The organism is Streptomyces sp. NPDC055239 (assembly GCF_053606205.1).
The window spans coordinates 278,832-293,010 of sequence record NZ_JBSGRD010000005.1; the positions used below are offsets into that span (position 1 = coordinate 278,832).

Genomic DNA, 14,179 nt, shown 5'->3' on the forward strand with positions numbered 1-14,179 from the left:
GGGAGGCTGCCGACGGACGCCGCCGGGACCGGACGGTCAGGAGCCCATCAGCTTCTTCAGGTCGTCCTGCTCGACGACGTCATCGGCCGCCGGAGCCTTGACGACGACGGGCTTGCCGTAGTCGCTGAAGTTCAGCTTGACGGGGTCGTCGCCGCCCTTCTTGTCGATCTGCAGGAAGTACGGCTTTCCGTCCAGAGCGACGTGGTACGTGACGGTCTGCCCGCCGTCCTTCTTGGTGAGGACAGCCGTCTTCTTGCCGTCGATCTCGGCGTCGTCCCCGCGCTCGAGGCCCTTGAGCCCCGTGGACTCGAACATCTGGTCCCTGTCGCAGGTCTTGGCCGTCTGGCCCTGCGGCGACTTCATCCAGCGGCCCTTGAGCTTGGCGCCCAGGGCTGAGCTGCCCGTGCTCTTCCAGAACTTGTCGTCGCCCTTGAAGTACGAGGACTTGCCGGACACGAGGATCTCGCCGATGCCGGTGGACGGGGAGCCCGTCTTGCCCTGGCAGTCGTCGGACTTGGCGACGGCGAAGTCGACCTGCATCGGCTTGCCCTGCTGCTCGCCCTTGCCGGTGACCTTGAAGGAGCCCGCGCCCTTGGAGGCGTTGATGGCCTTCTTGGCGATCTGGTCGGCACTCTTCCCCTTGAAGGGGTCGTTGTCGCCGTCGCTGCTGCAGCCCGTGACGCCGACGACTGCGGCGGCGCAGACGACTGCCGCGGCCAGGAGCTTCCGGTTGGCTGCCATGTGTGTTTCTCCTCGAAAGACGTTGAGCTTTGCCGCGACCATAGATGGCCTGTGCGGCTGCTATGAGCGTGGGCACAGAGAGGTGACGTTGGCCACTGGCCTCTATACGGGTATCACTCCACCACCTGCCGGCCCTCGGGCCGCGCACTGCACGAGGCGCGGAAGGCGCAGTGCGTGCAGTGCTGGCCGGTGGTGGGTGAGAAGCGCTCGTCGAGGACCTTGCCTGCCGCGGTGGCGAGGAGGTCGCCCACCCACTCCCCGGAGAGCGGCTCCTGGGCCTGCACCTTGGGCAGGGACTCGCCGCCGTCCTTCTTCGCGGCGCCCTGGCGCAGCTGCACCAGTTCCGCGCCGCCCGCCTCAGGACGTACGCCTTCGAAGGCGTCGTCGACCGCGCCCTCCCGGAGAGCCAGTTGATAGACGGCCAGCTGGGGGTGGCGGGCCACCTCGGCGGCGGTGGGGGTCTGTTTGCCCGTCTTGAAGTCGACTACGTAGGCACGGCCCTGCGCGTCCGTCTCGACGCGGTCCATGGAGCCGCGCACGCGTACTTCGTAGGGCCCCGCTTCGAGGGTGACGTCGAAGTCGTGCTCGCTGCTGACGGGGGTGCGGGTCGCGCGGTCCGTCACATGCCACTGGAGGAAGCGTTCGAGCGCCACGCGCGCGTGCTCCTTCTCCTGCGCCGACTTCCAGGGGGCGTCGAAGGCCAGCGCGTCCCAGACCGAGTCGAGGCGCTCCATGAGGACGGCGAGGTCGGCGGGTGTCGTGCCGGACGCGACCTCGTCGGCCAGGACGTGGACCACGTTGCCGAAGCCCTGGGCGGCGGTCGAGGGGGCGTCCGCCTTCACCTCGCGGCCCAGGAACCATTGCAGGGAGCAGGTGTTGGCGAGCTGGTCCAGGACGCTTCCGGAGAGGACGACGGGCTTGTCGCGGTCCCTCAGGGGCACCTCGCTCGCCGTCGGCTCGTACATGCCCCACCAGCGGTACGGGTGCGCGGACGGCACAAGGGGGCGCCCGTCGGCGTCGCTCAGCGCGGCGAGCCGGGCCAGACGGTGGGCTGCGGCCTCGCGCAGGGGCTCCGAGACGCGGGGGTCGACGGTGGTGGAGCGCAGCTCGGCGACGAGCGCGGAGACGGACAGGGGGCGGCGCGGGCGGCCCGTGACGTCCTTGGGCTCCACGCCGAGTTCGGTGAGGAAACGGGACGGCTGGTCGCCGTCGTCCGCGGGCGCCTTGACCGCGGTGACGACGAGGCGTTCACGCGCGCGCGTGGCGGCCACGTAGAACAACCGGCGCTCTTCGGAGAGGAGCGCTCCGGGGGTGAGGGGCTCGGCGAGGCCGTCACTCCCGATGCGGTCGGCCTCCAGGAGGGAACCGCGGCGGCGCAGGTCCGGCCAGACGCCTTCCTGGACTCCCGCGACCACCACGACCCGCCACTCGAGGCCCTTGGAACGGTGCGCCGTCATCAGGCGTACGGCGTCGGGGCGTACCGCCCTGCGGGTGAGGGTGTCCGCGGCGATGTCCTGCGCCTCGGTCTCCTCGAGGAAGTTGAGGGCGCCGCGCCCTCCGGTGCGTTCCTCCGCGCGGGAGGCGTACGCGAACAGGGCGCAGACCGCGTCGAGATCGCGGTCCGCGTTGCGCCCGGCGGCGCCGCCTCGGCGCGCGGTCCGCTCGAGGCGGCGCGGCCACGGTGTGCCGTCCCACAGCTCCCAGAGCGCCTCCTCAGCGGTGCCGCCGCCCGCGAGACATTCACGGGCCTTACGGAGCAGCGCACCGAGCCGCTGGGCGCCGCGCGCGTACGCGGGGTCGTGCGCGACGAGCCGCTCCGGTTCGGCGAGCGCGCGGGCGAGGAGTTCGTCGGAGGGCGCCGGAAGATGGCTCCCCGCGGCCCGCTCCTCCGCCCGAAGCGCCCGCCCGAGCCGACGGAGGTCGGCGGCGTCCATACCGGCGAGGGGCGACGTGAGGAGGGTCAGGGCGGTCTCGGTGCCGAGCCAGGTGGGGGCGGTGGTGGCTTCGGGGTCGGAAGCCGAAGGCCCCGACACCACCGCCTCCGCCACCGCCCGCAGCGCCGTCAGCAGAGGCGTGACCGCCGGCTCGTGGCGCAGGGCGATGTCGTCGCCGTCTATGTCCAGGGGCACGCCCGCCGCGGTGAGGCTGCGGCGGAACGCGGGGATGGTGTGGGCTCCCGCGCGGACCAGGACCCCCATCTCGTTCCAGGGGACGCCGTCCTCCAGGTGCGCGCGGCGCAGGATGTCCGCGATGTTGTCGAGCTCGGCGCCGGACGTGGGGTAGGTGTACGTCTCGACGCGGCCGCCGTCCCGGACCGAGGTCAGCTCGCGGTGGGCCCGTACCTTCTCCGCGGGCAGCCTGGTCAGCGGCATGCGCCGGGTGAGCAGGCGGGTGGCCGCGAGGAGAGTGGCTCCGGATCTGCGGGAGGTCGTCAGGACCTCGACCGGCGCCGGAGTGCCGTCCGCGCGCGGGAAGTCGTCGGGGAACTCCAGGATGCCGTTCACGTCGGCGCCCCGGAAGGTGTAGATCGACTGGTCGGGGTCGCCGAACGCGACGAGGGAGCGCCCTCCCCCGGCCAGCGCGTCAAGGAGTCGCACCTGCGCCGGATCCGTGTCCTGGTACTCGTCCACGAACACCGCGTCGTACTGCGTGCCGAGCGCCCGCGCGACCTCCGGACGCCGCGCGAGCAGCACCGCGCGGTGCACGAGTTCCGCGTAGTCGAGCACTCCTTGCATGTCGAGTACGTCCAGGTACTCCGCGAGGAACGCCGCCGCCGCACCCCAGTCGGGGCGCCCCGCGCGCCGGGCGAAGGCGTTCAGGGCGTCGGGGCCGAGGCCCAGTTCACGGCTCCGGGCGAGCACCGCGCGCACTTCGTCGGCGAAGCCCCGCGTCGTCAGGCAGGCCCGCAGCTCGTCCGGCCAGCGGATGGGGGAGCGCCCCTCGCCCGCCAGGTCGATCTGGCCCGCGAGCAGCTCCCGTACGGCCACGTCCTGCTCGGGACCCGAAAGGAGCCGGAGCGGTTCGACGAACAGGTCCGCGTCCTGGTGGGCGCGGATGAGGGCGTAACAGAAGGAGTGGAAGGTCGTCGCCTGCGGGGCGTCGGCCGCGCCCATGCGCAGCGCCATGCGGTCGCGCAGTTCCACCGCGGCCTTGCGGCTGAAGGTGAGGACGAGGACCCGCTCCGGCTCCGTGCCCTTCGCGATCCGGGCGGCGACGGACTCCACGAGCGTCGTCGTCTTGCCCGTGCCTGGCCCCGCGAGGACGAGCAGCGGCCCTCCGGGGTGGTCAACCACCGCACGCTGTCGTGCGTCAAGACGAGGGGGAGCCACGTGGACCGGCGGAGTACGCACCAGCCGATAGGCACCCTGGGACCCCTGTCGCACCTGGGGGTGCGACGGGTGTCGGGTGTGCCGGGCGGAAGAAGTGGAGCTCACGTGGGTCGCCGGTCCTGGTGGGTGTACGGGTCGAGATACAGCTGCGCGATGGCTGCGGGGTGAGAGAAATGCGTGCTGTCGACGCTACGCCAGCGGGCGTGCGTGACGCGTGGCTTCCCTCGTACGGGCGAGCGGGCGTGCGAGACGCAGGGCTTCCCCCGTACGGGCCACCGGCCCCCCGCGACGCCCCGGAATGGCCGAAGCTGTCAGGTGTGAGCCCCCGGAGCCTGCGGGCGAGCGGCACCGTCGCTTCCCGCCCCGCCGCCACTCGCCGCGTCGCCACCACTGGCCGCGGCGCCGTCCCAGCGCGCCCGCCGCATGTCGAGGCGCGGCACATGCCCCTCGGACGTACGGCCCGCCGCACGCAGCGGCGTGCCCTCGTCGCGGTAGTGGCCGAGCGCCCGCAGCTCGTGGCCCGGCAGCAGCCGACCGTCCGCGCGCACCACACGCCACCACGGAACCGCGTCCCCGTAGAGGGCCATTACCCGGCCGACCTGTCGCGGGCCGCCTTCCTCCAGCCACTCGGCGACGTCCCCGTAGGTCATCACCCGCCCCGGAGGAATAAGCTCCGCGACCTCGAAGACCCGCTCGGCGTACTCCGGGTACCTCGAGGGCTCCTGCTCCGGTCCGCTCTCCTCGCTCATCCGGTCCATCCTGCCGTACCCCACCGACACAGTGACGGACCCGCGACAGAGTGTGCGGTACGCGACAAACTGGAGCTCCGTGAATACTTCGCGCCCCCGCATTGCACCCTGATGCCCCCCTCTGTCGGTGGAGCATGCCACCATCGTGCGGGCGGTGACTGGTGATACGAGATCAAGAAGAGGCGACGGAGCAGCAGGATGTGCACCCCGATGAGACGGCGGGCACCCCTGCGGCCGAGGCGCACCCGGACACCGGTGGGCACTCCCTGACGAAGAACGAGAAGAACGAGAAGTACGAGCAGGGCACACACGCCGACTTCGTCCCCGAGGACTGCGCCGAGAGCGACGGAGCCCACACCGACCGCGTCGCCGGTGACGAACCGCTGCTCGCCGCGCGCGTGCACCGCCCGTCGGACCTGATGCGGCTGCTCGTCGGCATCCTCGGGATCGTCGTGGTCCTCGCCATCGCCGCGTTCGCGCACGGCACGACGTCGGGCCTCGCCCAGGACATCGACAAAGGCACGGACCAGGCGCCCGACCTCCTGATCAAGTTCGCGGGCCTCACCGCGAGCATCGGCGTCCTGCTCGTCCCCGTCGCGTTCGCCATCGAGCGCCTGGTCAAACGGGACGGTCTGCGCATCGCCGACGGCGTCCTCGCGGCCGTCCTCGCGCACGGCGTGACGCTCGCCACCGACCTCTGGGTCGCCAAGGCGGCCCCTGGCTCCATCCAGGAGGCGCTGACCCGGCCGTCCCCCGGCGATCTGCACGCGCTCACCGACCCCGTGCACGGCTATCTGGCCCCCGTCATCGCCTATATGACGGCCGTGGGGATGTCCCGCAGACCGCGCTGGCGCGTGGTCCTCTGGGTGGTGCTGCTGCTCGACGCCTTCACCATGCTGGTCACCGGCTACACGACGCCGTTCTCGATCCTCCTGACGGTCCTGCTCGGCTGGAGCGTGGCCTACGGAACGCTCTACGCGGTCGGCTCGCCGAACGTCCGGCCCACCGGCCAGACGCTGCTCGCAGGGCTGCGGCACGTCGGCTTCCACCCGGTGAGCGCGGCCCGCGAGGACGCCCCGGACAGCGAGCACGGCGACCGGGGCCGCCGCTACTTCGTCACCCTGGAGGACGGCCCGCCCCTGGACGTCACGGTCATCGACCGCGAGCAGCAGGCGCAGGGCTTCTTCTACCGCGTATGGCGCAGACTCACGCTGCGCGGCATCACCCAGCGCCGCAGCCTGCAGTCGCTGCGCCAGGCCCTGGAGCAGGAGGCACTCCTGGCGTACGCGGCGATCGCGGCCGGTGCCAACGCGCCCAAGCTGATCGCCACCTCCGAGCTCGGCCCCGACGCGGTGATGCTCGTCTACGAGCACACGGGCGGGCGCACCCTGGACTCCCTGCCCGACGACGTCATCACCGATGAACTGCTGTGCGACACCTGGCGGCAGGTGCAGGCGCTCCAGTCGCGGCGGATCGCGCACCGCAGGCTCGCGGGTGACGCGATTTTGGTGGATCGTTCCGGCACGGTCATCCTGACCGATCTGCGGGGCGGTGAGATCGCCGCCGGTGACCTGGTCCTGCGGATGGACGTCGCCCAGCTCCTGACCGCCTTCGGTCTTCGCGTGGGCGCCGAGCGCGCGGTCGCGACCGCCCTCGACGTGCTCGGCCCCGACACGGTCGCCGACTGTCTGCCGCTGCTCCAGCCCATCGCCCTGACCCGCTCCACCCGCGCGACCCTGCGCAAGCTGGCAAGGGAGCGGTCGCAGCGCGAGCGCGAGGCGGTCCTCGAGGCCTCCCGCAAGGACAAGCTGGCCCGCGCGGCGGAAGCGGACGCCGACGCGGCGGCGGCAGCGGCAGAGACCGCCGACGGCAGCAAGGGTCTCGACCGCAAGGCCGTGCGCGCGGAGAAGCAGGCCGAGAAGCAGGCCATAGACGTGGCGCTCGACCAGGCCCGCGAGGAGGACCTGCTCACCCAGATCCGCCACCAGGTGCTGCTCATCCGCCCGCAGGCGCCCGTCGAACCCGCACAGCTCGAGCGCATCAGGCCGCGCACGCTGATGAGCTTCATCGCCGGTGCCATCGGCGCGTACTTCCTGCTCTCCCAGCTCACCCACGTCGACTTCAACACGATCGTCAGCGAGGCCGAGTGGGGCTGGGTCCTCGTGGCCGTGGCCTGCTCGGCGCTGAGCTACTTCGCGGCGGCGATGAGCCTGCTCGGCTTCGTGCCGGAGCGTGTGCCGTTCCTGCGGGCGGTCCAGGCTCAGGTCGCCGGGTCGTTCGTGAAGATCGTGGCACCGGCCGCGGTGGGCGGCGTCGCGCTCAACACGCGATTCCTGCAGCGCTCCGGGGTCCGTTCCGGCCTCGCGGTGGCGAGCGTCGGTGCCTCGCAGCTGTTCGGGCTCGGCTCGCACATCATGCTGCTGATGATCTTCGGTTATGTGACCGGTACGGAGAAGACGCCGTCCCTGTCGCCGTCCCGCACGGTCATCGCCGGTCTCCTCTCGGTCGCGGTGCTCGTGCTCGTGGTGACCGCGATCCCGTTCCTGCGGAAGTTCGTCGTCACGCGCGTGCGGTCGCTGTTCGCGGGCGTCGTGCCGCGCATGCTCGACGTACTGCAGCGCCCGCAGAAGCTGCTCACCGGCATCGGCGGCATGCTGCTCCTGACGCTGATGTTCGTGCTCTGTCTCGACGCTTCGGTACGCGCCTTCACCACTTCGGAGATGAAGCCGCTGACGCTGGCCAGCGTCGCCGTGGTCTTCCTCGCGGGCAACGCGCTCGGCTCGGCGGCGCCCACGCCCGGCGGTGTCGGGGCGGTCGAGGCGACGCTCACCTTCGGTCTGATCGCGGTGGGCGTGCCCAAGGACGTGGCGGCGCCCGCGGTGCTTCTGTTCCGACTGCTCACACTGTGGCTGCCGGTGCTCCCGGGGTGGCTGTTCTTCAACCACCTGACAAGGAAGGGCCTTCTCTGAGGGAAGTGCCTTCTTCTACAGAAGGGCACCTGTTCACGGAAGGCCGAGCAAGCCGTGCGCCCCGTCTGCGCCCCCCGCAGGATGGGGAACATGCCCAACCTCAAGGCGCGTGCCGCCGCCACCGTCGTCCTGCTGTCCGCAACCCTCGCGGCCTGCGGCGGTGACGACTCCAAGGAGTCCACGGCCTCCAAGGACACAGACCTGTCGGCCCAGGAGCTCAGCTGGAAGGCCTGCCCCGCGCCCGACTCCTCCGAAGGCGGTGGTGAGGCCCCCTCCCCGCTGCCCGGCGGCGCGACATGGCAGTGCGCCACCATGAAGGCCCCCCTCGACTGGGACAAGCCCAAGGGCGACACCCTCGACGTCGCCCTGATCCGCGCCGCGGCGAGCGGCAAGAAGGACCAGCGGATCGGCTCGCTCGTCTTCAACTTCGGCGGCCCCGGCGGCTCGGGCGTCACCACGCTGCCCGCATTCGGCGAGGACTACGCCAAACTGCGCACCCGCTACGACCTGGTGAGCTTCGACCCCCGCGGCGTCGGCCGCAGCGCGGGCGTGAAGTGCGAGGACGACAACAAGCTCGACGCGTACTTCCAAGCGGACTCCACTCCCGACGACGACGCCGAGCAGAAGAAGCTCGTCGACAACGTGAAGGGCTTCAACGGCGCCTGCGAGAAGAATTCCGGCGAGGTGCTCCCCCACGTACGCACCACCGACGCGGCCCGCGACATGGACCTGATGCGCCAGGTGCTCGGCGACGACAAGCTGCACTACTTCGGCATCTCGTACGGGACCGAACTCGGCGGCGTATACGCACACTTGTTCCCCAAGAAGGTGGGCCGTGCCGTCTTCGACGCGGTCGTCGATCCCACCGAGACGGCCGAACAGGGCTCGCTCGGCCAGGCCGAGGGCTTCCAGCTCGCGCTCGACAACTACGCCGAGGACTGCACGTCGAAGGTCGAGGACTGCCCTGTCGGCGACACCGCGCAGGACGTCAAGGACAAGATCGCGGGCCTCCTCAAGAAGCTGGACGCCAAGCCGCTGCCGGCCCAGGCCTCGCGCGAGCTGACACAGACCGCCGCCACCAACGGCATCGCGCAGGCGCTGTACTCCAAGGACTTCTGGCCGTATCTCACCGAGGGCCTCGATCAGGCGTACGACGGGGACGGCAAGATCCTGATGGCGCTCTCCGACTCCATGAACGGCCGCAACGAAGACGGTACGTACAGCAATATCCAGGCCGCCAACATCTCCATCAACTGCGCGGACGACAAGGCCCGCTACACGCCGGAGTACGTCGAGAAGAAGCTCCCCGAGTTCCGTGAGGCGTCGCCGCTGTTCGGCGACTATCTCGCGTGGGGCATGGTCGGCTGCACCGACTGGGCGGTGGCCGGCGCCGCCGACCACCCGGACGTCAGCGCACCGGACGCGCCGCCCGTCGTCGTCATCGGCAACACGGGCGACCCGGCCACACCGTACGAGGGCGCGAAGAAGATGGCGGACGCGCTGGGCAAGGGCGTCGGCGTCGAGCTGACGTACAAGGGCCAGGGGCACGGGGCGTACGACAGCAAGAACAAGTGCGTGCGGAGCGCGGTGAACGGCTACCTGCTGGACGGCACGGTGCCCAAGGAGGGCACGGTCTGCTCATGACGCGGCAGGGGCTGCTCGGCCCACTCGGCCCCCCGGAGCCACTCCAAGTGACCCCACCTACTATGGCCTGATTGTCTTACGAGGGGGGAACCGCTCCATGCCACGTCTCGTACGGTCAGCAGCTCTGGCCGCCGCAGGAATTCTGGTGGCGGGTCTTGCCACCGGCTGCGGCGGGTCCGACGGGGGCGACGACGACGCGAAGCCCGCACCGACCGGCCCCGAGCACTCACCGAAGCCCGACCCCTCCTCCACCCTGCCCGCCTCGCTCATCAGTCAGAAGCTCGACTGGGGCGGCTGCAAGGCGACCGGCAGCGACCCCGCACCCGGCTCCGAGTGGCAGTGCTCGACCCTCGAGGTCCCCTTGGACTACAAGAAGCCGGACGGCGAGACGATCGACGTCGCGCTGATCCGCGCCAGGTCCACCGGCAAGGGCGAGCGCATCGGCTCGCTCCTGTTCAACTTCGGTGGGCCCGGCGGCTCCGGCGTCTCCATGCTGCCGTCGTTCGCCGACGGGTACGAGAAGCTGCGCGAGCGCTACGACCTGGTGAGCTTCGACCCGCGCGGGGTCGACGGCAGCGAGGGTGTGCGCTGCCGCAGCGACAAGAAGACGCAGGCCGCGGAGTCCGTCGACCTCACTCCTGACACTCCGGCCGAGGAAGCGGCGTACTTCAAGGACGCGGCCGACTTCGGCGCGGGCTGCGCACGCGACTCGGGCAAGCTGCTCGGCCATGTCTCGACGGCCGAGGCCGCCCAGGACATGGACGTGATGCGCCAGGTGCTCGGCGACGACAAGCTGCACTACATGGGCATTTCGTACGGCACCGAACTCGGCGGCGTCTACGCGCACTTGTTCCCCAAGAAGGTGGGGCGCCTCACCCTGGACGCCGTCGTCGATCCGACCGCGGACTCGGTGGGTCACTCGAAGAACCAGGCGCGGGGCTTCCAGCGCGCCCTGGAGAACTATCTGAAGTCCTCGGGCCAGGACCCCGAGGCGGGCTCGCAGAAGATAGTGCGCCTCCTCGAGCGCCTCGACGCGAAGCCGCTGCCCGCTTCGGGCGGCCGCAAGCTCACCCAGTCCCTGGCGACCACCGGCATCACGGTCACCCTGTACAGCAAGACGAGCTGGCCCGCCCTGACCCAAGGCCTCGAACAGGCCGAGAAGGGCAACGGATCGGAGCTGCTCCGGCTGGCCGACCTCTACAACGAGCGCTCTCCGTCCGGCCGTTACAGCACACAGAGCCACTCGCAGCGCTCGATCTCCTGCCTCGACGACAAGGCGCGTACGACGCCCGAGGAGGCGAAGGCGAGTCTTGGCGAGTTCCGCGAGATATCGCCGGTCTTCGGGGAGTTCATGGGCTGGGACACGGCAGGCTGGTGCCACGACTGGCCGGTGGCCGGGCTGCACGACTCCACCGACGTGAGCGCCCCGGGCGCGGACCCGGTCCTGGTCGTCGGCAACACCGGAGACCCGGCGACGCCCTACGAAGGCGCCCGCAAGATGGCGGACGAGCTCGGCAAGGGGGTCGGCGTCGAGCTGACCTGGAAGGGCGAGGGCCACGGGGCGTACGGCAGCGGAAGCGACTGCGTGGACGGCACGGTCGACGACTACCTGCTGAACGGAACGCCCCCGAAGGACGGCAAGGTCTGCGAGACCTGAGAACTAAAAAGGCGATGGGCCCGCACCTTGAAAGGTGCGGGCCCATCGCCGTTCAAGCACTACGCCTAATAGCAGGCGCTACGCCTAGTAGATCGGCTTGTCGGGCTCGATCTGGTTGACCCAGCCGATCACGCCGCCACCCACGTGCACCGCGTCGCTGAAGCCCGCGGACTTCAGGACGGCGAGGACCTCCGCGGACCGGACACCCGTCTTGCAGTGCAAGACGATCTTCTTGTCCTGCGGAAGGCTCTCCAGGGCGGTGCCCATGAGGAACTCGTTCTTCGGGATCAGCTTGGCGCCGGGGATCGAGACGATCTCCCACTCGTTCTGCTCGCGCACGTCGATGATCTCGATCTTCTCGTCCGCGTCGATCCACTCCTTGAGCTGCTTGGGAGTGATCGTCGAGCCGAGCGCCGCCTCCTGGGCCTCGTCCGACACGACGCCGCAGAAGGCCTCGTAGTCGATGAGCTCGGTGACGGTGGCGTTCGGGCCGCAGACCGCGCAGTCCGGGTCCTTGCGGACCTTGACCTGGCGGTACTGCATCTCCAGGGCGTCGTAGATCATCAGGCGGCCGACCAGCGGGTCTCCCACGCCGGCCAGGAGCTTGATCGCCTCGGTGACCTGGATGGAGCCGATGGACGCGCAGAGCACGCCGAGGACGCCGCCCTCGGCGCAGGAGGGGACCATGCCGGGGGGCGGGGGCTCCGGGTAGAGGCAGCGGTAGCACGGGCCGTGCTCGCTCCAGAAGACGGACGCCTGGCCGTCGAAGCGGTAGATCGAACCCCACACGTACGGCTTGTTGAGCAGCACGGCCGCGTCGTTGACCAGGTACCGCGTGGCGAAGTTGTCCGTGCCGTCGACGATCAGGTCGTACTGGCTGAAGATGTCCATCACGTTCTCGGCCTCGAGCCGCTCTTCGTGGAGGATCACGTTCACGTACGGGTTGATGCCGAGGACGGAGTCCTTCGCCGACGCCGCCTTGGAGCGGCCGATGTCGGCCTGGCTATGGATGATCTGGCGCTGCAGGTTCGACTCGTCGACCTCGTCGAACTCCACGATGCCGAGCGTGCCGACGCCCGCCGCGGCGAGGTACATCAGCGCCGGTGACCCGAGGCCGCCGGCGCCGACACACAGCACCTTGGCGTTCTTCAGCCGCTTCTGCCCGTCCATCCCCACGTCGGGGATGATCAGGTGGCGGGAGTACCTGCGAACCTCGTCGACGGTGAGCTCAGATGCTGGCTCGACCAGGGGTGGCAGCGACACGGGGACTCCGTTGGTCGGTATTTCGGATCGGTGGTTCTCTCCGTAACACTGCCACGCCCCTCTTCATTCCGAGACACCCGTTCCGATGCGCGAGACGATTTCGTCCCAGTAGCCGGGCATCGACTCCCACGGGTCGTCCGCTCCGCCGCTGTCCACGCGGTCGGTGAAGTAGATCGTCGACGCGCCCTGCCAGCGTGCGATGCGCAGCGCCTCGTCGAGGTGGCCGCGCGGCATGCCGTGCACGAAGTGGCAGAAGCGCTCGGGCGGGTAGTCGGCGGTCCACTCGGCCACCTGTGACCAGCGGTAATCGCTCCAGGGCCCCGAGAAGGTCACCAACTGGTCGGCGGATTCGGCGTACCCGGGATACGGGTGGGTGCCGTGCCCCAGGACGATGTGCGCGCCGTCGCAGAGCGCGCGCAGGGTCGTGACCGTCCTGCGCACCTCAGGGAGCGATGCCCGCTCCGTGGGACAGCGGTCCAGCGAGAAGCCGTCGACCTGGTACCAGTCGAGGTAGCGGTGCGCGTCGGAGACGAGCTCTCCGAAGCTGCGCGCTCCGTACATCGCGTCGAGGTGACCGAGAACGCGCACGCCCGCGTTCCGCAGCCGCCCCGCCGCCTCCAGGCAGTGCGGGTCGGGCCGCTCCCCAGGACCCCTGCTCACGTTCAGGACGACCCAGTGCAAGGGGGCTCCCGGACGGGTGAGTTCGGACCATTCGGCGGGCGCGACGAGGGGGTGCGCGAAGCCCGGGATACCGAAGCCGAGACGTACGTCGGTGTGCGCGGTGCCTGTGGCTGTGCTGGTCAGATGCGGCATGCCGCCTCCATCCAGATGTCGGCGAGTGATTCTTCGAGGTTGATGCGAGGGCGCCAGCCGAGCCGGTCGCGCGCGGTGCGCACGTCGGCCTGCTGCCAGCTGCCGCACCCGTCGGGATAGGGGTAGGCGGCCGGGCTCCCGTGGTCGGATTCGGAGCGCGGGTGCCCGATGGATTGCCGCAGGGCGCCTTGGTCGAGCTCGTGCAGGGCTCCGCCGTACCCGGCGACGCGCGCGAGGACGGCCGCCGCGTCACGCAGCCGCACCGCCCGGCCAGCGCCGATGTTCACGACCCCCTGGGCCGCGGAGAGCGAGGCGGCGTGCACGGCGCGCGCCACGTCGCGTACGTCGATGAAGTCCCGCTGCACACCGAGGCCGCCGAGCTTGAGCTCGCCGTCACCGGCCTGCATGGCGCGGCGCATGGCCTCGGCGAGCCGCCCGAGCGGCGATCCGGCCGGGGTGCCGGGCCCCGCGGGCGAGAACACCCGCAGGACGACGGCGTCGAGGCCGGACCCGAGCACCAGCTCGGTGGCGGCAAGCTTGCTGACTCCGTACGGTCCGCCGGGCCTGGGCACGGCGTCCTCCGCGGTGGAGGACCCCGGCTGGCTCGGCCCGTACTCCGCGGCGCACCCCAGCTGCACGAGGCGCGCCCCGCATCCGCTGCGCCGCAGGGCCTCGCAGACCGTGGCGACGGCGACGGTGTTGTGCCGGGTCAGCTCGCGGGCGCCGCCACGGGTGGCACCGGCGCAGTTGATGACGACGCCCGGGTGCACGGCGTCCAGGAAGCGGGTGAGCGCGCCGGGGCTGCCGCTCGCGAGGTCGAACCGTACGTCCGAGTCGTCGCCGCGGCCGAGCGCGGTGAGCTGCACCGCCGGGTCGGCGAGCAGCCGGTCGGCGACGAACCGGCCGAGATATCCGTTGGCTCCGATCAGCAGCACCCTCATCGGGCGGCTCCCGGGTCGGATTCTCGGATGCTGAGGGTGCTCATCTGGCGTTCTCCTTCAGGGGGTTGCCGTA

General features: G+C 70.7%; 9 protein-coding genes. 3 read left to right on the plus strand and 6 right to left on the minus strand.

Going from position 1 to position 14,179, the window contains the following annotated elements; translation table 11 throughout:
* Window positions 1-36: 36 nt before the first annotated feature.
* The 3 genes from ACWFRJ_RS19500 to ACWFRJ_RS19510 form a co-directional block, all read right to left on the minus strand.
* Window positions 37-741, minus strand: a complete 705-nt coding sequence (locus tag ACWFRJ_RS19500; protein ID WP_453531873.1) for a hypothetical protein — start codon at window positions 739-741, stop codon at window positions 37-39.
* A 113-nt stretch (window positions 742-854) separates the two neighbouring features.
* Window positions 855-4,091 (minus strand): ATP-dependent helicase, encoded by a 3,237-nt coding sequence (locus tag ACWFRJ_RS19505; RefSeq protein ID WP_453531876.1) that lies wholly within the window; start codon window positions 4,089-4,091, stop codon window positions 855-857.
* A 290-nt stretch (window positions 4,092-4,381) separates the two neighbouring features.
* A complete protein-coding gene (locus ACWFRJ_RS19510) occupies window positions 4,382-4,828 on the minus strand; it encodes an MGMT family protein (RefSeq protein ID WP_453531879.1) in 447 nt (148 codons plus the stop codon).
* Window positions 4,829-5,019: 191 nt separating this feature from the next.
* Between ACWFRJ_RS19510 and ACWFRJ_RS19515 the strand changes: the two genes are divergently transcribed.
* The 3 genes from ACWFRJ_RS19515 (at window position 5,020) to ACWFRJ_RS19525 (ending at window position 11,089) form a co-directional block, all read left to right on the plus strand.
* Entirely contained in the window at window positions 5,020-7,788 is a 2,769-nt protein-coding gene (locus tag ACWFRJ_RS19515; protein WP_453531882.1) for a lysylphosphatidylglycerol synthase domain-containing protein, read from the plus strand.
* A gap of 81 nt (window positions 7,789-7,869) precedes the next feature.
* A complete protein-coding gene (locus tag ACWFRJ_RS19520) occupies window positions 7,870-9,432 on the plus strand; it encodes an alpha/beta hydrolase (RefSeq protein WP_453531885.1) in 1,563 nt (520 codons plus the stop codon).
* A gap of 97 nt (window positions 9,433-9,529) precedes the next feature.
* Window positions 9,530-11,089, plus strand: a complete 1,560-nt coding sequence (locus ACWFRJ_RS19525) for an alpha/beta hydrolase (RefSeq protein WP_453531888.1) — start codon at window positions 9,530-9,532, stop codon at window positions 11,087-11,089.
* 84 nt (window positions 11,090-11,173) lie between these two features.
* On the opposite strand, the gene moeZ is transcribed toward ACWFRJ_RS19525, so the two are convergent.
* The 3 genes from moeZ to ACWFRJ_RS19540 all read right to left on the minus strand — a co-directional run bounded on the left by moeZ (window position 11,174) and on the right by ACWFRJ_RS19540 (window position 14,106).
* Entirely contained in the window at window positions 11,174-12,352 is a 1,179-nt protein-coding gene (gene moeZ / locus ACWFRJ_RS19530; protein WP_453531891.1) for an adenylyltransferase/sulfurtransferase MoeZ, read from the minus strand.
* A gap of 63 nt (window positions 12,353-12,415) precedes the next feature.
* Window positions 12,416-13,165, minus strand: a complete 750-nt coding sequence (locus ACWFRJ_RS19535) for a spherulation-specific family 4 protein (protein WP_453531894.1) — start codon at window positions 13,163-13,165, stop codon at window positions 12,416-12,418.
* The gene (locus tag ACWFRJ_RS19540) at window positions 13,153-14,106 is read right to left on the minus strand and encodes an NAD-dependent epimerase/dehydratase family protein (protein ID WP_453531897.1); all 954 of its coding nucleotides are present in this window, start codon (window positions 14,104-14,106) and stop codon (window positions 13,153-13,155) included. Before ACWFRJ_RS19540 ends, ACWFRJ_RS19535 begins: the two co-directional genes overlap by 13 nt.
* Window positions 14,107-14,179 lie beyond the last annotated feature (73 nt).

What these genes read in the sequence shown, in the direction of transcription:
- ACWFRJ_RS19525 (WP_453531888.1), top strand. Translation starts at nt 9,530, where the DNA reads ATGCCACGTCTCGTACGGTCAGCAGCTCTGGCCGCCGCAGGAATTCTG.
- ACWFRJ_RS19500 (WP_453531873.1), bottom strand. Translation starts at nt 741, where the DNA reads ATGGCAGCCAACCGGAAGCTCCTGGCCGCGGCAGTCGTCTGCGCCGCC.
- ACWFRJ_RS19510 (WP_453531879.1), bottom strand. Translation starts at nt 4,828, where the DNA reads ATGGACCGGATGAGCGAGGAGAGCGGACCGGAGCAGGAGCCCTCGAGG.
- ACWFRJ_RS19520 (WP_453531885.1), top strand. Translation starts at nt 7,870, where the DNA reads ATGGGGAACATGCCCAACCTCAAGGCGCGTGCCGCCGCCACCGTCGTC.
- ACWFRJ_RS19540 (WP_453531897.1), bottom strand. Translation starts at nt 14,106, where the DNA reads ATGAGGGTGCTGCTGATCGGAGCCAACGGATATCTCGGCCGGTTCGTC.
- ACWFRJ_RS19535 (WP_453531894.1), bottom strand. Translation starts at nt 13,165, where the DNA reads ATGCCGCATCTGACCAGCACAGCCACAGGCACCGCGCACACCGACGTA.